Here is a 22,416-nt window from a genome sequence, read left to right on the forward strand (position 1 = left end):
GGTTCGGTCGGCTTCAGGATTCCCGGGCCCGCTCCGCATCTCGGATCATCTCCAGCAGGTCGCGAATCTGCTTGTCCTGCTGCTCGAGGTGCCGATGAATGTCCAAAGTGGTGGTCAGGATCGCGTCACTGTCTTTGTAGGTGGCCTCGGCCCGTTTGTCGGCGGCCGCGGCCAGGATGTTCTGGCCCACGATGATGATGCTCAGGAGCACGAGCTGCAAGAACGTCTGACTGATCCACGAGACCAGGACGACGGGACTGCCCGAACTGATCGCAGCTGGCAGCGATACGAAACTGAGCGCGGCGAACGCGTACGCACACCACATGGTGCCGACGCCCTTGGTGATCACGACCGCCAGGTTCGCGTTGAACCGCGTGTACCACGCGGAATCGGGTGGCGCCGTGGCCACGTCGGTGATCTTCGGTGGTCCGGCCTGCTTGCGTTCGGCGATGCGCGGATGCGGCGTGTAATGGAGGGGTTCGGACATACCCATCAGCCTCGCACGGCGATCCGGAGCCATCGGATCCGATTCGCCGACTTCATCGACCGGGTGGAGCGCATCGACCAGGACACGCCGGCCGCCCGGCGTGATGAACCGCGCAAGAACAGACTGTTCTCGATCACACGGTGGCGGCCGTCCACGCCGGCGGCGCCAGCCGTGGCGAGCCCTCGGTTGTCGGGGGTCGGCGCCGGGGCTACCGGGCCCGACTCGCTGAGAACGGATACCGTCTACGCGTAGCGCCCCGCGGGGCGGCGAAACTCGCCGCCCCGCTGCACTTCCGCACGACAGTCTGGAAGATCAGTGCCCTTGGAGTCCAAATTCACTCTCACGATTGAGGTCTGGGACGAGGACGAGGAGGCGGCGATCCGCGAGGGCCCGCGGGACATCGTCCGTGTCGCGAAGGAGGCGGGTTGCTCCGTCGAGTTCAACGTCGATGATCTCCCGAGCGGTGGCCTGGTCGGCGGCGAGGACGATGACGGCGGGTTCGGGCCCGGGAGCTACTACATGCACGCCGCGGAAAGGACTCACGCGCCAGCGGTTCACCGGAGCACGGGGATCGCCGGAATCTGCTGGCCGCCGAGAAGTTTCCATACGTGGGTGCGTTCGGCCGCAAGGTCGATCGGCGCGTCGGCGAGGGTGTCGAGCAGCTGCTGCAGTGGCCATTTGTGCAATGCGCCGTAGCGGGCGGAGTAGAGGGCCGCGGTATGGACGGAGAAGGTGTCGGTGGTGTCGAACAGCGCGTAGCCGATGATCTGGTAGATGTCGGTCAGCGACAGCGAGTCCGATCTTTGCCCTGTCTCACGGTTGGCCGCGCCGAGGCGGGTCTTCACCTCGATCAGGACGCCGTCCACGATGAGGTCGGCATCGGCCGAGCAGAGCTGTGAGGCGGCGAACGTCGGTCCCAGGGCCACCGCCGACGATGGGTCGGGCAGGAATTCGGCCAGTTCGGTGAGAGCGAGTAGATACAGCGACCGCATCTCGGTGAGAGCGTCGCCGGGAGCCAGCGCGAGCAGGGCCTCGGTGGTGAACCGGTCGCTGCGAATTGGTTCGGCCAGTGGGGAATTGGAGAAGACGAACGGGTTGCGGTACAGCTCCGCGCACAGCGCCAACGCCCAGCTCGCTCGTGCGACGATCTCCAAAGTGTTCTCCGGCAGCGGTCGCATATACGCGTGGCCTGCCAGTGTGGCCAGCTCCCAGACCACGGCGATGTGGTCGGGGCGATGGAAGATCGGTTCGGCGAACACCGCGGTCTCGGGGACATACTCGGCGCCGCAGGTGAATCGGAGTAGGTAGTCGAAGGCCGCGCCCAAGGTTCCCGGGCTGGCTCCGGTGCAACCGACGAGCAGTGTGCCTGCGCGGGCTCGGTAGTCGGCCTGCACGGGTTCGAGATTCGGGTACCGCTGGTCGAAGTACTGACGCAACGGGCTGGCCATGTCGTCGATCGCCCCGGTCAGGCTGGAGTACTGATAGCTCATGAGCATTACTGTGGCATGGGTCACCGACATTGCCGAGGCCGGGGGCTGCCCGCCGGTCAGGAGTCCCCGTAGTCACGGACGCCGGCCGGAAATGATTGGCGGCCGGCGGGGAGCAAGTCCGGGGCTACGCAGCTGAGCTTCGGGCTATTTCTGAAATTCTTCGAGTTGGAGGCCCGGTTTCCCGTGGTCCAGAGGAGTTCCCGGCCGCAGCGGTCGCCTACATGGCCGTCCCGCCTGCCACACAGCATGTCGAAGCGCGCAGATGCCCAGCGGCCGTGAGGCCTCCGCTTATAGTCAGACCGTATGACGCAAGCTTGGGAGCGCTGGCGGAGGCGACCGGATGCGGCGGACGGCGACGCGCTGTCGTCTCGCCGGTCGGCTCGGCGCCCTCGAGCGCATCAGCCGCCCACCCGCCGCACCGTGCGGTTGCTGGTGGTGGCGCGGACTATTGTGGCGCTGCTGGCGATACTCGTGGTGGCCGGCACCGCGATGGCATGGCGCAGCTATCACCAGATAGTGAGCGGAGTCGTCACATCCGACGCACTGGCCGATGACCCGAAATCCAAAGGCACCGACCAGAACATCCTCATCATGGGATTGGACAGTCGCCTCGACGAGCATGGAAACCCGTTGCCGCAGGCAATGTACGACGCGCTGCACGCCGGCGACGACAGTGTCGGCGGGTACAACGCGAATGTGCTTATCCTGGTGCACATTCCCGGCGACGGTTCGCGGGCGACAGCCATCTCCATTCCGCGCGACGACTACGTCAACCTCGATTCCGCGGCGTGTGATTCCTCGCCCTGCAAGGCAAAGATCAAACAGGCGTACGGGTTTGCGTATCAGCGGGCCAAGGACAAGCTGACCAGGTCCGGTGCCGAGGATTCGCCCGACCTGGAGAAGAAGTCTCGTGATGCGGGGCGCAAGGCGGAGATCGCGACCGTGCGCAGCTTTCTCGGCGGCGTGGCGGTCGACCATTTCGTCGAGGTGACGCTGGTGGCGTTCTTTCAGATCGCCCAGGTCGTACAGCCGATCACCGTGTGCCTCAACGAGAACACCTCCGACAGTTTCTCCGGCGCCGACTTCCGCAAGGGGACGCAGCAGATCGACGCCGGGCAGGCGATGTCGTTCGTGCGGCAGCGTCGTGATCCCGATCCGTCACTGAACTTCACCGACCTCGACCGGACCCGGCGGCAGCAGGCGTTCATCGTGTCGCTGGCCCGCACACTGCAGGCAAGTGGCACTCTCACCACTCCGAGCAGCCTGCGCGGCGTCCTCGATGTGGCACAGCAGAACATCGCCGTCGACAACGGGTTGGATCTGCCGCAGTTCGCCCGGCAAGCGTCGACGCTGGTCGCTGACGGGATGTCGCTGTTCACCCTGCCTGTCAAGGACTTCGCGACCAACGCCCTCGGCGAGGACATCAACGTCGTCGACACCACCGAGATCCGTGGCATCGTGGCCGGCCTGCTCGCCCCGCTCACCTCGCACACCACCGCTGCGACCGCCGCAGCCACGACCGACCCGACCATCCCCGCCGCCTCCGGTGTGGTGTTGAACGTGGTGAACAGCACCGGCCGCACCGGCCTGGCCGCACGCGTGGAACAGGCATTGTCGGCCCGGGGATTCATCCGCGGCGCCGCCACCACCGGCCCCATCCACACCGCCAGCTCGATCGCCTACGGTCCCGGCGCGGACGCCGCCGCCACCGCGCTCGGCCAACGACTCGGACTCACCGCGACGAAATCGGCAGCCCTCGACGCGGAAACCGTCGAACTGACCATCGGCACCGATGCTGCGACCGGCGACCCCATCGCCTCTTTGGTGCCCGACCTACCCGGCCAGACCACCTCCGCGACACCACCGGTCCCGGTCTCGGCCACCGCGACCGGGACGCAGGCCCCCTCCCCCACCGACCTGTCCAGCATGGACTCCACCGCCGTTCCCTGCGTCAAATGACCGACCTTGTCCGGTTGCGGTCCCGCCGGTGGGGTGAGCCGGCGCCACGCCGGAGCGGTTGGGCTCCAACTGTCGACCGGCGGCAATCGATCAAGCCCTGGTTGCCCAGCTCGTCGAGCACCGCACGATGTAGACGCCACCACGGCCCGGCCTTGGTCCACACGGTGAACCGGCGATGCGCCGACGGAACGGTCACACCGAACGACGGTGGCGGCCAAACCTTTTCGCGCCATGGAAGTGAAAGGTAGCGTCACCGGCCGTCAGGGCCGAGGTCGGTCGGGGCGTCGGGCGTCACGACGAGTCTGTCGGACATGGCGGTGGCGATGAACTTGGGGATGGCGGGGGCGAAGATCCTGAGGTAGAAGTCCATCCAGTCGTGGCGGGCGTTGAGGAATGGGAAATCGGTGGGGGCCATGTAGCGGATGGCGAGCATTGGCAGCGGTGCGTCGAGTGCGGGGAAGGCCGGGTTGTGCAGCCCGGGGACGGTGCAGCCCGGGTAGAACTGGCCGAGCATCAGGCCCTGTTCGACAAATTTGGTTTTCTGGTCGTGTTGAACGGTGTCGATGTCGGCGTATTCGGTCAGGTCGGGGAAGACCGCGATGACGGCTTTGAGTTTGGAATCGGGTTCGTCCCGGGGTGGCAGGGTGGGAAACAGATCGTAGAGGTCGGCGACTATTGCGCTGATGCGCTGGCGGTCGATATCACGACCCGTGATGAATGCGGCCCACAGGGATCGCAGTGCGATGGCGTGGCTGGTGTAGGGGCAGACATTACCGGGCCGGCCGAGGTCGGGGTGAGATTGGCACAGGTATCCGACCATCCACCGACGCAGTTCGGCGACATGAGGGTGCAGGCCGTTACCGGCTGCCCGATCGGGGTCGAACAGGTTGACTGGCTCGACGCCGGAACGTGTTCCGACGATTCGGTCGGTGTTCATGATCGGCTTGTCCTTGCTGGGGTTTGTGACTCCGTGTGGGCGGTGTGGATGGACCGGAAGTGCTCGGTGAGGACGAAACCGATCGCGCGGAGCGAATCCTGACCGGTCATTCGTTCGTGCTGAACGGGAATCCGGTGCTCGGTGATACGCCCGGTGACGTGGTCGTTCCAGGCACGAACAGGAGAAGACCCGTCGACGTGGTGGTCGACGGCGCTGAAGTAGATCAGATCACCGTCGAACAGTCCCGGCCGATGGCTCCAGGTGAGGTCGATGAGCCGGGTGTAGTCGCGTTGCAAGCTCACGAGATGCTCGGAGGTCACCTCGGTGAAGAGGCCGCCCTGCCGGTGCAGCAACTCGGTTGCGGCCTCGACGGTCAGCTCGGTGTGGCCGTCCGGAACCGCGAAACCGCCGAACTCGGCGAGCATCGTCGCCACCGAGGGGGTGGGGGCCCGGAAGCTGTCGGCCGTGACGACGCGGGTGTCCATCATGGCCAGGGTGGCCACGGAGTCGCCGTCGCGGCGGAGTTGGACCGCAATCGCGTGCGCGATGGTGCCGCCGAGCGAGTAGCCGAGCAAATGGTAGGGACCGTGCGGTTGGACGGACCGGATCTCCTGCACATAGCGGGCGGCGAGTTCGTCGAGGGTGTCGAACCGCACGGTGGGGTCGGACAGCGCGGGAGATTGCAGCCCTCGGACGGGACGGTCGGGATCGAGGTGCTGCACGAGTCCGCTGAAACCCCAAGCCAATCCGATCGCCGGGTGAATACAGAACAGCGGCGGGTCGGTTCCGGCAGCCCGCAGGGGCAGCATGACGGCGAGCGCCCCGTCGAGATCATGTCCGTCGACGTCCTGCCCTGCGAGGCCGTCGCGGCGGCTCTCGATGCGGCGGGCCAGCGCCTGCGGCGTCGGATCGGTGAAGAGCCACTGCAGCGGCACGGTGACACCGGTGGACTCCGCGAGCCGCGCCACCAGTTGGGTGGCGGCCAGCGAGTTGCCGCCGAGAGCGAAGAAGCCGTCGTCGACTCCGATTCGCTCGATGCCGAGGGTGTCGGTGAAGGCAGCGCAGACGGTCGCCTCGAGCGGGGTGGATGGCGCCCGGAACCGAGACCGACCGCGCAGGTCGGGTACGGGCAGGGCGTTGCGATCGAGTTTGCCGGTGGTCGTGAAGGGTATCCGGTCGAGCGTCACGATGGTGGTGGGGATCATGTGGGTGGGCAATCGGGTAGCGAGGTGCCTGGTCAGCGCTGCGGCATCCGGTGTGGTGTGCGGGGCGGGCACCACATAGCCCGTGAGCTGGTCGACACCGTCGAGCCGGGTGTGGACCGCGACGGCGGCACGGGAGACGGCGGGGTGGCCGCACAATGCGGTTTCGATGTCGCCGGGTTCGATGCGATGGCCGTTGACCTTGATCTGCAGATCGCTGCGGCCCAGGTATTCGAGCCGCCGGTCACCGGTCCAGGTGACCAGATCGCCGGTGCGATACATGCGGGTCCCGGCCGGCCCGTATGGGTCGGGGATGAATCGAGCTGCCGTGAGTGCGGGTTGCCCGTGGTAGCCGCGGGCGACGCCCGGTCCGGACAGATACAGTTCGCCGGCCACTCCGGGCGGGACCGGGCGCAGTCTGCCGTCGAGCACTACGGCGGAGAACCCACGAGCAGGGCCGCCGATCAGCGGCGGACTCTCCGTGATCGCGGTCAGGGGGACGTCGGCGCAGCTCAGGATGGTGGTCTCGGTAGCCCCGTACGTGTTGATCAGGGTGCGGCCCGGCGCCCATCGGTTTGCCAGATCCAGTGGGCAGGTCTCGCCGCCGAGGATCAGGGTGTGCAGGGTATCGAGTTCGCCGGCGGGTAGCGATTCGAGCACGGTCGGGGTGAATGCCGCATGGGTGGCGTGTGCGGCGGTGATCCGCTCGGCCAGTTCGGCGCCGGCGGCCACTCGCTCCGGTGCGAGCACCAGGGTGGCTCCGGCGGCGGCGGCGCTGAACCATTCGAGGATCGACACGTCGAAGCTCGGCGAGGCCGCAGCCAGCATTCGAGAGGACGAGGTGAGGCCGAACCGCTCCCGCGCTTCGGCGGCCAGATTCGCGATCCCGGTATGGGTGACCACTACCCCCTTGGGGGTCCCGGTGGAGCCCGAGGTGTAGATCAGGTACGCGGGATGCTCCGGCAGTAGTGTGGCCGTGCGCTCGCTGTCGTCGATCGCGGTGACGCGCGCCGACGCTGCCCTCGCGGCGAATCCGGGACTGTCCAGGCTGAGCCACGACGTGGCCTCCGGCAGCCGGTGTCGATAGGTCTCGGCGGTCAGCCCGGCGATGGCACCGGCATCGGCGAGAATGCCGCTGATCCGGTCTTCGGGCTGGGTGGGGTCGATCTGAACGAACGCGGCGCCGGTCTTGGCGACCGCCCACACGCCGATCACGGCGTCGATGGAGCGCGGAAACGCCACGGCCACCAAGGATTCCGGTCCTGCTCCGGCCTCGATCAGTATCCGCGCCCATCGGTTCGAGGTTTCGTCGAGTTCGCGGTAGGACAACCTTTCGGTCGCACAGACCACCGCGTCCGCGTCGGACCTCGCTGCGGCCGCCAGCACCTGCGGCAACGTCGATGTCGCCGCGCCGGGACCACCGCGCACGGGTACCAAGGCGGCCAGTTCATCCGGCGACAGCAGCTGGACTCGCAGGAATGAGAGATCGATGTCGTCGGTGATCGCGTCGAGCACGCGCCGCACCCGGCCGGCGAGGGCGTCGATCTGGTGTTGTGTGAACAGTTCGGGCAGGTATTTGAAGGTCAGCTCCAGCCGGGTATCGAGATGGACGATCAGGCCGAGCGGGTAGTGCGCGGCGTCTCGTCCGTGCACATCGAGAACATGCATCCCGGCGATGTCGGTGTCTTCGGACAACCCGGCCGCGTCGACCGGGTAGGACTCGAAGACGGTCACGGTGTCGAACATCGCGCCGGACCCGGCCGTCTGCTGGATCCGGGCGAGCCCGAGGTGGTTGTGGTCGAGCAGCGCAGTTTGTTCGGCCTGGATTCGCTGGAGAAGCTGAGCGAGACTTTCGCCGTAGTCGAGCCGGACCCGGACCGGCACGGTGTTCACGAACAGGCCGATCATCGATTCGATGCCGGGGAGCTGCGGGGGGCGTCCGGAGACGGTGGTGCCGAAGACGACGTCTTCGCGCGCGGTCGCGCTGGCGAGCACGATCGCCCAGGCGGCTTGGACGACGGTGTTGAGGGTGCTCTCCTGCCGGTGGGCCACCGCGACCAGGGCTGCGGTGCGGTGTTCGCTCAGTTGTACCCGGACTTCGCGCGCGGCGGCGGTGTGCCGGCGGCCGCGGTCCGCGCGCGCCAGCAGAGTCGGCTCGGTGACGCCCTCGAGGGTCCGGGCCCACGCCGTTTCCGCCGCCTGCTGATCCTGGGTTTTCAGCCACACCAGGTAGTCGCGGTAGGGGCGCGCCGGGGGCAGGGCGCCGGGGTCGCTGTCGCCGGCGTAGAGGATCAGCAGTTCCCGGATCAGCAGTGGGGTGGACCAGCCGTCGATCAGAATGTGATGCATGCTCAGCAGCAGCGTGTATCGCTGCGGGGAGGTGCTGATCAGTGTCAGTCGCAACAGCGGGGCCGCGGTCATGTCGAAGTGCCGGTCAGCGTCCATGAGCTGATCGAGCGCGGCCGCGGTGTCGGAGTATTCGGCGAGGTCGATCCGGGTGAACGGCACGTCGACACGGCGGTGTACCACCTGGACCGGCTCGCCGGGTCCGTCGTGAACGAACGCGGTCCGCAGGTTCGGGTGCCGTCCGATGAGAGTCTGTGCGGCGCGGCGTAACCGGTCCGCATCGACGCGCCCACCGAGTTCCATCCGGAGTTGCACGATGTAGTCGTCGCGGGCACCGTCGGCGAGCTGGGCGTGGAACAGCAGCCCCGCCTGGAGCGGCGTGAGCGACCAGATATCGTCCAGCTTCGGGTACCGGGCCTCGAGCCGGTCGATCGCGGCCTGGTCGAGGTCGACGAGGCCGACGTCGGAGGGCGTCAGCCCGCCCGCGCCGGGCCGGGAGGCGTGGGCGGCGAGAGCCGTCACCGCGTCGCGCCACAGTTCCGCGAGTTCGGTGACCTCGGCCGCGGTGATCAGGTCGGCCGGGTAGTCCCAGGACGCGGTCAGGGCAGGTCCGTCCGGCGTGTCCTCGGTTGCCGCGTTGATGCCCAGCACGGCTGCCACGGATGCTTCGGGGGGCTGGGCGCCGCCGGCAGTATCGGCCCCGGCGGGCATCCACCCGGTGTCGCGCAATGCGTCCGGAATCGTGTCGAACCGACCCAGATAGTTGAAACTCACCTGAGGGTCGGGCAGCGCACCCAGGATGCGGGCGGTATCGGTGTCGAGGTAGCGCAGCAGGCCATAGCCGATCCCGTGGCCGGGGACCCGCCGGAGTTGTTCCTTGACCGATTTGACGACCGCCCCCGCGGCAGCGCCGGCGCCGAACGCGTCATCGATGTCGATATCGGACAGGTCGAGCCGCACCGGGTAGGTGGTGGTGAACCATCCGACCGTGCGGGTGAGGTCGGCACCCGGAAGGACCGTGTCGTCGCGCCCGTGGCTTTCGAGCGTGAGCAGCGTGTCGGTGATGTTGTCGCCGTGGCGGCGCCGCCACCGGGTCAGCGCCAGCGCGAGCCCGGCGATGAGGGCATCGTCCACATTGCCGCGGAACGCCTGGGGCAGGGTGGTGAGTACCGCGCGGGTCACCGCGGTGGGCAGCGTGACCCGAACAGTGGCGACGGTGGCCTGCAGGTCCACGACCGGGTCGAGAGGGCGCGTCCCGATCGGCGGCTCCTCGGCGGCGAGTGTGGAACGCCACCAGTCGAGTTCGTCGAGGTTCGCGGCAGCGGTGTCGAGAGCGTGCGCCCAGCGTCGCATCGACGTACCGACGGGCATGAGCTGCGGCCGTTGCCCGGCACCCACCTGGGCTCCCGCGACGGCAAGGTCGGGAACGAGGATTCGCCACGACACTCCGTCCACCACCAGGTGGTGTGCGACGACCAGAAGCCGGCCCGGTCCGTCGGCGCAGTCGAAGCAGACCAACTGCAGCACGACTCCCGCGGCGGGGTCGAGGCGCTCGGCGGCCGCGCGTGCCTCCCTCTCGGCAATCGCGGCGAACGCGCTGCTGTCCGGTGCCACATCCACCGGCACGTGCCGGATCAGTCCGGCGGCGGATACCCCGGTCGGCTGCACCTGCACTGCCCAGCCCGATGGGTGTGCCGGGTCGGGCCGGAGCCGGGCCCGCAGCATGTCGTGATGATCGATCACCGCTTGCACGGTCGCCGCGATGGCGGTCCGCTCGATGCCGGCCGGCAGCGTGAGCATCACCCACTGGCAGAAGCGGTCGAATTCGCCACGCTCGAGCATCCAGCACATGATCGGCGTCAACGGCATCGGCCCCACACCCCCGCCGGGCAGTTCGGCCGGAAGGGCGGCCGCCGCGGCGCTGTCGCGGACCGCGATCTGGGCCAGTCCGGCAACCGTTCTACGCTCGAACACCTCGCGCACGGACAGCACGAGACCCGCCGCCTTGGCCCGCGTCACCAATTGGATCGACATGATGCTGTCTCCGCCCAGGGCGAAGAACGAGTCGTCGAGCCCGATCGTGTCGATGCCCAATACCTCGGCGAACAGTCCCGCGAGCGTCGTCTCCGTCTCGGTGACCGGCGCCCGGAATTCGGTTCGGCCCGTGCTGAAGTCGGGCTCGGGCAGCGCGAGGCGGTCGATCTTGCCCGTTTCCGTCATCGGCAGCGTGTCGAGCACCATCACGGTCGCCGGCGCCATGTGCGGGGCCAATCGTTGCTCGGCGAACGCGAGGACGGCGACGGGGTCCAGGTCGGTGCCGGGCTCGGGCACGACGTACCCGATCAACCGATCGCCGGTGGTGGAGCCGCGGTGCACGGCCGCCACCGAATGAGCCACTCCCGGGCAGGCCAGCAGACCCGATTCGACCTCACCGAGCTCGATGCGGAAGCCACGAATCTTGACCTGGAAGTCCGTCCGACCGACATAGTCGAGGGTCAGACCTCCCTCTGGTAGCCGCAGCCACCGCACCAGGTCTCCGGTTCGATACATGCGCTGCCCGCGGTCCGCGAACGGATCGGCGACGAACCGCGACGCTGTGAGACCCGTCCGGTTGCGGTAGCCGCGAGCCAGTCCCGGACCGGTGAGGTACAGCTCTCCGACGACGCCGAGCGGCACTGGACGCAACCACGCGTCGAGTACGACCTCACCGACGCCGCGGATCGGTCCGCCGATCGTCGCGGCCTCGCCCGGCACCATCGGCGCACCGACATCGGTCTGGATCGTGGCCTCGGCCGGACCGTAGGTGTTGAACAGTTTCCGGCCCGGCGCCCACCGTGACACCAGTCGTGGTGGGGGCGCTTCGCCACCGATCACGACCGTCCCGAGGTTCCGCAGCCCGGCCGGGTCGACCGTGCCCAGGGCCGTGGGAGTCAGCGCCGCATGGGTCACCGAGTTCTGCGAAATGATCTGCGCCAGTTCGATTCCGCCGAAGACGGTCGGCGGCGCGATCACCAGCCGCCCGCCGGACGCGAACGCCCAGAGCAGTTCCAGGACCGCCGCGTCGAAACCGGGAGACGCGGCATACAGCACCCGTGCGGCCGGCCCGAGGTCGAACCGCGTGCACTGCTCGGCCACCAGGTTCGCCAACCCCCGGTGCGAGACCACGACGCCCTTCGGCACACCCGTCGAGCCGGACGTGTAGATCACGTACGCGGCCTGATCGACCCGGACCGGCCGAATTCGCTCGGCATCGGTCACCGGCGCAGCCGGCAACTCCGCCGCCTCCGCTTCGACCGCCGGATCGTCGAGGACCAGCCACCGCACCGATCCGGGCAGTCGATTCCTCCACTCCGACAGCGTGATTCCTGTCGCGACGCCCGAATCGCCGAGCATGTGCTGGATCCGGCCCCCCGGATTGCGCGGATCCACCGGGACGAATGCCGCCCCCGACTTCGCCACCGCCCACACTGCGAGCACCGACTCGTAGGAGCGCGGCAACGCGACCGCGACATTCGTCTCCGGTCCGGCACCTCGACCGATCAGCAAGCGCGCCAACCGATTCGACTCGGCATCGAGCTCGCGATAGGTCCAGTGCCGGTCCCCGCACACCACCGCCACCGCCCCCGGATCCCGCGCCACCGTCGCCGCGAACAGCTCCGGCAGCACCCGCTCCGGCATCGCGGGATCGCCTGATACCGGCGCCAATTCGCGGTACTCCTGCGGCGAGAGCAGATTCATCCGGGCCAGCGGCAGATCCGGGTCGGCGGCAATGTCGCCGAGCACGTCCAGCATCCGCCGCAGGGTGGCAGCGATGGTGTCGTGGTCGAAGAGCTCGGGCAGGTACTTGATCTCGAGGTGCAGTCGCGAGTCGACCCGGCCGACCACGCCCAGCGGATAGTGCGCGGCGTCGGCGCCGGTCACGTCGACCAGCCGCATGCCGGCGATGTCGGTGTCCGCGGTCAACCCGTGGCGGTCGACCGGGAAGGACTCGAACACCGTCATCGTGTCGAATACCGCCCCCGGCCCGGCCGCCCGCTCGATGTCGGCCAGACCGATGAACTGGTGATCGAGCAGCGCGGCCTGCTCGGCCTGAATGCGGTCGAGCAATTGCCCGAGGGTCTCGGTGGCGTCGAGTCGGACGCGCACCGGGACCGTGTTGATGAACAGCCCGATCATCGATTCGATACCCGCGATCTGCGGGGTCCGTCCGGAGACAACGGCACCGAACGTCACATCGTTCCGGGATGTCAACGCGCTCAGCACGATCGCCCAGGCCGCTTGGATCATGGTGTTGAGCGTGATTCCGCGGGACCGTGCGCGGCCCGTGAGCGCCGCGGTCTGCGCCTCGGTGAGTTCTCCGAGGACCTCGCGGGATTCGGTGTAGCGACGGCGGGGATCGGTCGCCGCCATCAGGGTCGGCTCGTCGGCGCCGTCGAACGCACGGGCCCAGGCGTCGAGTGACTCGGCCGGGTCCTGCCGGGCGATCCAGGTCAGGAAGTCCCGGTAGGGGCGCACCTGCGGCAGCAGCGTGGCATCGCAGTCGGTGGCGTAGAGCACCAGCAGCTCCTGCAGGAGCAGCGGCGTCGACCAGCCGTCGAGCAGCAGGTGATGATTGGTCAGCACCAGCCGGTACTGCCCCGGCCCGGTGGTGACCAGCATCCAGCGGAGCAGCGGGGCACGAGCCGGGTCGAACCGGTTGGCGCGGTCCGCGGCCATGAGCAGCGTCCACTCGCGTTCGCGTGCACCGTCATCCAGCCCGGACAGATCCAGCTCCGTCCACGGCGCCTCGGCGTCGTCGTCGACCACCTGCACCGGTCCGGCACCGATGTCGGTGACGAATGCGGTGCGCAGATTCGCATGCCGGTCGAGCAGTACGTGCACGGCTCGGCGCAGCCGCCCTGGGTCGACCCGGCCGCGCAGCTCGAGCACCAGCTGCGTGATGTAGGCGTCCACCGACTGCTCGGACACCAGCGCGTGGAACAGCAGCCCCTGTTGCAGTGGGGCCAGGGGCCAGACGTCGCTCGAGCCCGGATACCGGTCCTCGACTCGCTCGATGTCGGATTGGCCGAGCCCGGCCAGCGCCAGATCCGACGGCGTTCGTCCCCCGCTCCCGGCACGGCGGACATGCGTCGCCAACGCGGTCAGGACCGAACGCCACGACTCCGCCACCTCGCGCACCGCATCGGCGGTGAGCACCCCGGTGGGATACGACCAGATCGCTTGTAGCCGTGGCCCGTTCGCGTCGTCCACGACGAGGGCATTGATGTCGAGCACCGCGGGCACCGGCATATCCGGCTGCTGTGTGCCGGCGAGCTCTGCCGCACCCGACGCGTCACCGACATCCACCGGCGCCCATCCGGCCGCCGGAATCGCTTCGGCGCCAAGGTAGTTGAACGCGATCTGCGGCCGCGCCGTGGCGAGGATCGGTCCGGCGTCCTCGTCGAGATACCGCAGCAGGCCGTAGCCGATCCCGTGGTCCGGGACGGCGAGGAGCTGTTCCTTGACGGACTTGACCACTGCCCCCAGCGCCGGCCCGCCCGCGCACGCGTCGTCGAGATCGATGCCCGAAAGATCCAGGCGCATCGGGAAACTCGTGGCGAACCAGCCGACCGTGCGCGTCGGATCCGAGCCCGGGACGACGCCTTCCGCACGGCCGTCCCCTTCGAGACGGATCGTCACGTCCGCGGATGGGCCCGCGGCAGCCGCTGTCTCGTGCTCGCGCCGCCACCTCGCGATCGCCACCGCCAAGGCCGCCAGCAGCCCGTCGTTCGCACTGCCGTGAAAAGCTGCGGGCACCGTGGTCAGCAGTGCCTCGGTCACTTCGGGGTCGACGTCGACCCGGACGGTGCGGGCGGTCGCGACCACATCGATCGCGGGGTCGAGGGGCCGTGATCCGATCATCGGATCGTCCCCGGCGGTCATCGTTTGCCACAATGCGAGTTCGGCGGCGCGCTCCGGGCGTTGGGCCGCCTCGACCAGCCCGTGCGCCCAGCTCCGCATCGACGTCCCGGTCGGGACCGGATCGGGTCGCTCGCCGGAGGAGGTCCGCGCCCAGGCGGCCGTGAGATCGGGCACCAGAACCCGCCAGGAGCCGCGATCGATCGCCGAACGATGCACCACCACCAGCACCGTGCCCGGCTCCGCGGTGCTCGCCGGGTCGAACCAGACCACTTGCGTCACGATCCCGGCTCCCGGATCGAGCCGGTCCGCGGCGGCATCCAGCTCGGCTGCCGCCAACGCAAGGAACTCGACGCCTCCCGCTTCCATCGGCACCCGCACGAGAACATCGTCGGCGCGAATCGTTCCGGCCGGCAGCACCTCCCACATCCACTGCCCGTCGGTGGCCGGGGTCAGTCGTGCACGCAGCATGTCGTGCCGATCGAGTACCGCCTGCACGGCGTCGGCCAGCTGCCGCCGGTCGATCCCCGCCGGCAGACGCAGCATCATCGCCTGCGAGTAGCGGCGGCACGCCGACCCCGCCCGCTCGAGCAACTCGCGCATGATCGGTGTCAGCGGTAGCTGGCCCACGCCTGCGCCGGGAGGTTCCGCCGGAAGGGATGTCGCCGCAGTGCCCTCGTGGATGGCGACCTCGGCGAGTCCGGCGACGGTTTTGCGCTCGAACACGTCGCGTGGGGAGAACACCACGCCTGCTGCTCTGGCCCGAGTCACCAGCTGGATCGACATGATGCTGTCTCCGCCGAGGGCGAAGAAGGAGTCGTCGATACCGACGGTTTCGGCACCCAGAATATCCGCGAAACACCGGGCAATAGTCTGCTCGGTCGACGTCCGGGGCGCCCGGAATGGCTTGTCTCCAGCGAACACCGGCTTCGGCAACGCCTTACGATCCAGCTTCCCCATCGGCGTCAACGGAATACGATCCAACACCATGATCGACGCCGGAACCATATAGGACGGCAACCGATCGGCCAGATACTCGGTCAGCACCGCGGAATCGATCGAAAAACCCGGTGCCGCAACAACATACGAAACCAATGACTGAGCTCCGGAATCACTGCGACGACCAACGGTCACCGCATGGCCCACAGCCTCGTGAGCCGCCAGCGCCGAATCGATCTCCCCCAGCTCGATACGCAGACCCCGAATCTTCACCTGGAAATCCGAACGACCCAGGTGCTCGACCGCCCCGTCGGCCGCCCACCGAGCCACATCCCCGGTCCGATACATCCGCTCACCCGGCATCCAGGGACACGCGACGAAACGCTCCGCGGTCGTACCTGCCCGACCGCGGTACCCACGAGCCAATAGACCACCGGCGATATACAACTCACCCGCCACACCGACCGGCACGGGCTGCAACCGCTGATCCAGAATCCATTCCGACACGCCACGGATCGGACCACCGATCGTCACCACATCACCCACCGCCAGCGGCGTGCTCAGTGTCGCGGCAATGGTCGTTTCGGTAGGCCCGTATTCGTTGAACATGGCGCGGCTGTCACCCCAGCGCTGAACCACTTCGGTGCCGTAGTCCTCGCCGCCGACTATCAGGTGTGTCAACTCTGGTAGGGGCCAACGGGTGTGGTCGATGGTCGACAGCGTGGACGGTGTCATGAGGACATGGCTGACCCGTTCGCGGGCGATCAGGTCGGCGAGTTCGTCACCGCCGTGGACATCGCCGGGCGCGATGACCATGGTGGCGCCGGCACCCAGCGGTAACAGCAATTCCAATACCGACACGTCGAAGCTCGGTGAAGCCATATGCAGTGTACGAGAATCGGATTCGATGCTCAGGGCATCCCGGTGCTCGGCGACGCAGTTGTCCAGGCCTCGATGCGTGACCGCGACGCCCTTGGGTAGTCCGGTCGATCCGGAGGTGTAGATGACGTAAGCGATGTCGTCGATACGCAGTGGACGTATCCGTTCACCGTCGGTGATGGGCCGACTGTCGGCTGCCTCGACATTGTCGGTGCGATCGAGATTGTCGGTGCGATCGAGGTCGTCCGGTGTCAACCAGTCGATATCGTCGGGTAACTGGGCGCGTACAGACGGCACGGTCACACCCATGACCGCCCCCGAATCGGTCATCATGTGCGTGGTGCGTTCCCTGGGATGACCGGGATCGATCGGCAGGAAAGCCGCTCCCGATTTCGCAATCGCCCATACCGTCAGCACCGAGTCCGGGGAACGCGGCATCCCGATAGCGACTGTGTCCTCCGGACCGATACCCCGGCGAATGAGCAATCGCGCCAACCGATTCGAACGCTCATCCAACTCTCGATAACTCACCCGCCGCCCGGCGAATACGATCGCTGACGCGTCGGGATCCTGCGCAGCCGCCATGGTCAGCAGATCCGGCAGCGTCATCGGTGCCGCAGCAGCAGCACCGCGGCGGGTCAGCAGATCGGCTCGTTCGGCAGGCTCGAGCACGTCGATCGCCCCGACCGGAACCGTCGGATCGGTGGCCACCGACTCCAGAATCCGGATCCACCGACGTGCGAGAGAATCGACCGTCGCGGCATCGAACAAATCCGTGGCATAGGTGACCGCGACGGTCATGTCGCCGCTGTCGTGGTCCTGCGAGAGTATGAATTGCAGGTCGAAGCGGGAAACGTTGTTGGGGAGGTCGACCACCGACAGTTCGAGATCGGGCAGTTCCAGCTTCACCGGTTCCAGGTTCTGGAATGCCAGCATCACCTGGAACAGCGGATGGCGCGCCTGGGATCGATGCGTAACCAGTCGGTCCACCAGTTGCTCGAACGGGACATCGGCATGGTCGAACGCATCCAGATCGACCCGCCGCACCCGGACGAGCAGATCGGCGAACGACTCTCCCGGATCGATCTCGGTCCGCAATACCAACGTATTGACGAACATCCCGACCATATCGTCGAGCGCCGCCACACCACGCCCCGCGACCGGCGTACCGACCGGAATATCGGCGGACCCGCTCATCCGGGCGAGCAATACCGCCAACGCACTGTGAATCACCATGAACAACGAAGAATTATGCTGCCGTGCAGCATCTTCCAATGCTCGAATCAACCCCGCACCCAACGGGAAATTCGCCGTCGCGCCTCGATTCGACATCACTGCCGGACGCGGCCTGTCGAACGGCAGATCGAGCTCGTCGGGAACTCCGTCCAATGCGTCTGTCCAATATCGAATCTGTTGGGCGCACAGCGATTCCGGTTCGTCCGGCGAGCCGAGGGTCGCTCGCTGCCACAGGGCATAGTCCGCGTACTGGACGGGCAGCGGTGTCCACGACGGGGCCTCACCGCGGATCCGGGCGGCATACGCGGTCGTCACGTCACGAGCCAGTGGCGCCATGGAGAAGCCGTCCGCGGCAATGTGATGCACCACGACGGCCAGCACGTGTTCCGATTCCTCGGTATCGGTCACGCGGAACAGCCGGGCACGCACCGGCACCCGGGTGCTCACGTCGAAGCCTTCGGTCACGAATTCGGCTATCGCCGGGACCAGTTCGCTGAATGAGACCGTCGCCAGAATGGGTTCCCGATCCACGTGGTCGACGGATTCGATGACCTGGATCAGCATTCCGTCGTGATCCGGGTACCGCGTTCGCAACGATTCGTGTCTGGCCAGCACGTCGATCAGGGCCAGCCGCAGGGCATCGACGTTCAATTCGCCACGCAGCCGAAGGGCGATCGGCATGTTGTATGCCCCGGAGGCGGTGTCGTACTGGTTGAAGAACCACATTCGTTGTTGCGCCGGCGCCAACGGCACGAGATCGGGGCGCGGACCGGCGATCAATGGTGGGCGCGGTCGCCGCCCCGATAGTGCCTCCTGCTCCATACGGGTGGCCAGTTCCGCGGTCGTGGCCGCATCGAACAACAGCCGCACCGGAACTTCGATATTCAGCGCGGCCCCTAGGCGCGCTGCGACTCGGGTCGCGACCAGGCTGTCTGCGCCGAGGGCGAAGAAGGAGTCGTCGATACCGATGGTGTCGAGGTGGAGCACGCCGGCGATGGTCTCGGCGATGAGATGCTCGATCGGTGTTCGCGGTGCCCGGTACGGCCTGTTGCCGGCGAACACCGGTTCGGGCAGCGCCTTACGATCGAGTTTGCCTGTGGGTGTCAACGGGATCCGGTCCAGCGCCACGATCGAGGACGGAACCATATACGACGGCACACGATCGGCGACATATTCCGCCAGAAGTACGGGATCGATCGAATGCCCCGGCGCGGCAACAACATACGAGACCAGCGACTGAGTTCCCGAATCGGCGCGATGGCCGATCGTGGCGGCATAGTCGACACTCGCGTGACCCGCGAGAACGGAATCGATCTCACCGAGCTCGATGCGAAGACCGCGAATTTTGACCTGGAAATCGGACCGGCCGAGATGCTGGATCGCACCATCGGGCGACCACCGGACCACATCACCGGTCCGATACATACGCTCGCCCGGCAACCACGGACACGCCACGAACCGCTCCGCCGTCAACCCCGCCCGGCGGTAATACCCACGAGCCAATAGGCCACCGGCGACATACAGCTCGCCCGCCACACCGACGGGCACGGGCTGCAATCGCTGGTCGAGGATCCATGTCGAAACGCCGCGGATCGGATGGCCGATCGTGACCAATTCCCCCGCCGCCAGAGCGGTCAGGGTGACCGCGATCGTGGTCTCGGTGGGCCCGTATTCGTTGAACAGCTCGCGATCACCACTCCACCGTTCGACCAGCTCGGTGCCGATGCCTTCGCCACCGACGATCAGATGCCCCAAATCCGGTAATAGCCAACGGGTGTGGTCGATGGTCGACAGTGCCGAGGGCGAAATACAGGCATGGCTGACGTGTTCGCGGTCGAGGAGTTCGGCGAGTTCGTCACCGCCGAAGCTGTCACCGGGTGCGACAACCATCGTCGCGCCCGAGCACAGCGACAACAGCAGTTCCAGGACCGAGACATCGAAGCTTGGTGAAGCCAGATGCATTATGCGAGATCGGTTTCCGATGCTGATGGCATCCCGGTGCGTGATGGCGCAGTTGTTCAGTCCTCGATGGGTGACCGCGACGCCCTTGGGCAGCCCGGTCGATCCGGAGGTATAGAGGACATAGGCGATATCGTCGACACGCAACGGACGCACCCGATCACCGTCGGTGACCGGCCGATCGTCGCCCTCATCGAGGTAATCCGCTGTCAGCCAATCGATCTCATCAGGCAGCCGTGCGCGGACGGATGCCACGGTCAGGCCGACCGCCGCCCTCGAATCGGTCACCATATGGGCGACGCGTTCGACCGGATAGGCCGGATCGATCGGCAGGAAGGCAGCCCCCGACTTGGCAACCGCCCACACCGCCAGCACCGAATCCGCAGAACGCGGGATACCGATCGCAACAACATCCTCCGGACCGATACCCCGCTCGATCAGCTGCCGAGCCCACCGATTCGAACGCTCGTCCACCTCCCGGTAACTCAACTCCCGGCCGCCGGACACGATCGCCGCCGCATCAGGATCCACCGCAACCGCGGTAGCCAGCAGCTCGGGCAGGGTGACCGGTGCCACCGCGGGCGCACCGTGACGCGCCAGCAGATCGGCTCGCTCCGCGGGCTCGAGCACGTCGATCGCTCCGACCGGAACAGTCGGATCGGCCACCACGGACTCCAGAATCCGGATCCACCGACGTGTCAAGGAATCGATCGTCGCGGCCTCGAACAGGTCCGTGGCAAAGGTGACCGCGGCGGTCATGTCGCTGCCGCCGTGGTCTGCCGACAGGACGAATTGCAGGTCGGAGCAGACTATTTCGCTGGAGAGGCCGACCTCCGGCAGTTCGAGGCCGAGTAGTTCCGGTGCGGCAGGTTCCGCGTTCCGGAATGCCAGCGTCACCTGGCACAAGCGGTGTCGCGACCGGGACAGCTGGTCCGCCACCTGTTCGAACTCGACATCGGCATGATCGAACGCATCCAGATCGACCTGCCGGACCCGGCCGAGCAGATCGGCGAACGACTCCCCCGGATCGATCTCGGTCCGCAGCACCAAGGTGTTTGCGAACATCCCGCGCACATCGTCGACCGTCGTGCCGACCGGTATATCGGTGCCGCCACTCATCCGCGCGAGCAACACCGCCAACGCACCATGAACCACCGTGAACACCGAGGAATCATGCCGCCGCGCACAATCCTCCAACCCACGAACCAAGCCCGCATCCAACGAAAAATCCGCAGTCGCGGCACGATTCGACATCACCGCCGACCGCGGCCTATCGAACGGCAGACGAAGCTCCTCGGGAAGATCCGCGAGGGTATCCCGCCAGAAGACCAGGTTCTCGCGGCGGCGGCGGATCCCGGCGCTTTCGGCGGCGCCGCCGGGGTGGACCTGTCCGAGCTCGGTGTCCGATGTGGCGGCGGCGAATTCGTCGATGAACTCCGCGAATCCGGTGGAGTGCGCCGACAGTTCGAGGTCGGTGTAGAGGTTGGGATTGGCCAAGAACTGGAGGATCGTCCGCGGCGGATCCCCGGTCCGATACACGTCGACCAGCACATCCTCGACCGGGCCGGAGCTGAGGATATGGAATTCGCCGGTCACCGACCCGAGTTGGAGCTTCTGGTCGAAGAGCATGACATTCACGACGGGACCCGCGAAGCGGCGCTCCGCGCCACGGGTCCCGGTGGCCGTGCGAATGTCGGGGAGGCCGCACCGCTGGTGCCGCAACACGCCCACCAGGTCGGACTGCACCCGCAGCGCCAGCGTCGCGACGGTGTCCTGTGGATCGAGGACGATCGGAAGCGGTGCCACGTTGACGAACACCCCCGCGGATCGCCGCAGCACGGCGGTCGTGCGACCCGACACGGGAATGTTGACCAGGACCTCGTCGCGGCCGGTCTTCCGGCCCAGGTAACAGCCGAAAGCGGCGATCACCACCGCGGCCGGGCTCGCCCCCACTACTTTCGCCGAATGTTCGATCCGTCCCATCGTCGCCGCCGACAGTTCGGTGATTGCGACAACGCTGTCCGCGCACGCGGGCGCCTGCCCGGCGGCCAGGCTGGACTCCTCGCCGACGCCGGTGAGTCGGCTCACCCAATAGGCCTGGTCGTCGGTGAACCGCTTCGACTCCCGGTAGCTGCGGTCGGCCTCGTAGAGGGCGCGGATGTCCGCCGGCCGGTTGGGCTCTGCGGTGCGGCCCTGCGCCGCCGCCGTGTACAGCTCCGCAATCCGGTTCACGATCATCATCGCGCCGTAGCCGTCCAGTGCGACGTGATGACTCCGGCAGTACAGCAGATGATGCCGATCCCCCACCTGCACAATCGCCGTTGCGACCAACAGGTCCCGGGTCATATCCAGCGGCGCCGTGTACTCCCTGCGCATCCATTCCAGGCCGGCTGCGACGGGATCCGATGCACCACGGACATCGATCACCGGTCCCGTCATGTTCAGCGACGGGTCGTACCGCTGATACGGCTCACCGTCGATCTCGACCAGTCGCAGATACCCGGACTGGAACTCGTGGCCGGCTCGAATCGCCGCCTCACGCAGCAGCTCGACGTCGAGGTCGCCATGGAACTCGACATACTGCGCCTCGGAGATCGGCACATCCGGACTCAATTTCTGCGCCAGCCACAACCCCTGCTGCCCGGCAGACAGCGGTATCAACTGTGTGGATGACGCGCCCGGCTCGGCATTTCCGCTCGATCCTCGGCCAGGGTCGGGCTGCGGTCGCGGTGCAGTCATTACTTCCCTCTAACCCTGGACCGCGCTTTATTCGCGCATTATTTCCTGCAAACCCCGACCGCGGCCAGTATAAGCCGGACGATACGTTCGTGTACACCGCCGCACGCTGGGATAGTTTCCATATCCACAAGGAAGCTGCACAGTGCGCTGGGCATTCCCCAAGACTTCACCAGGGACACCGCCGCAACCGAACAGCAACGATTCAGCGACTTCTTGCGTTCGATTCGACGACTGAATCTCTCTCTATTTCCGCATTTGCACCGGGTCGGCCTTCGAAATTATTCGGTGCGATGCAATCTCCATACATTTGCCATGAGAATGACGCCGAATAGTAATGGGGACGAC

The 22,416-nt window shown here is 67.1% G+C and carries 5 protein-coding genes and 1 pseudogene; 1 reads left to right on the plus strand and 5 read right to left on the minus strand.

What is annotated here, in order from left to right:
* Positions 1-13 precede the first annotated feature (13 nt).
* Positions 14-487 carry a hypothetical protein gene (locus ACIRRA_RS35645; protein ID WP_402777366.1) on the minus strand — a complete coding sequence of 158 codons (474 nt, stop codon included), beginning with the start codon at positions 485-487 and terminating at the stop codon, positions 14-16.
* A gap of 554 nt (positions 488-1,041) precedes the next feature.
* The gene (locus ACIRRA_RS35650; protein ID WP_402777368.1) at positions 1,042-1,977 is read right to left on the minus strand and encodes a hypothetical protein; all 936 of its coding nucleotides are present in this window, start codon (positions 1,975-1,977) and stop codon (positions 1,042-1,044) included.
* A 303-nt stretch (positions 1,978-2,280) separates the two neighbouring features.
* Between ACIRRA_RS35650 and ACIRRA_RS35655 the strand changes: the two genes are divergently transcribed.
* Complete coding sequence (locus ACIRRA_RS35655; RefSeq protein WP_402777371.1) at positions 2,281-3,936, plus strand: LCP family protein; 1,656 nt, start codon at positions 2,281-2,283, stop codon at positions 3,934-3,936.
* 93 nt (positions 3,937-4,029) lie between these two features.
* Here the strand turns inward: ACIRRA_RS35655 and ACIRRA_RS35660 are convergent.
* The 3 genes and pseudogenes from ACIRRA_RS35660 to ACIRRA_RS35670 form a co-directional block, all read right to left on the minus strand.
* Positions 4,030-4,147 (minus strand): annotated as a pseudogene (locus ACIRRA_RS35660) (IS5/IS1182 family transposase); the annotation flags it as partial.
* Positions 4,148-4,186: 39 nt separating this feature from the next.
* Entirely contained in the window at positions 4,187-4,873 is a 687-nt protein-coding gene (locus ACIRRA_RS35665; RefSeq protein ID WP_402777374.1) for a DUF6875 domain-containing protein, read from the minus strand.
* Entirely contained in the window at positions 4,870-22,071 is a 17,202-nt protein-coding gene (locus tag ACIRRA_RS35670; protein WP_402777377.1) for an amino acid adenylation domain-containing protein, read from the minus strand. Before ACIRRA_RS35670 ends, ACIRRA_RS35665 begins: the two co-directional genes overlap by 4 nt.
* Positions 22,072-22,416 lie beyond the last annotated feature (345 nt).

The sequence above is a fragment of the Nocardia sp. NPDC101769 genome (assembly GCF_044766925.1).
Taxonomy (GTDB): Bacteria; Actinomycetota; Actinomycetes; order Mycobacteriales; family Mycobacteriaceae; genus Nocardia.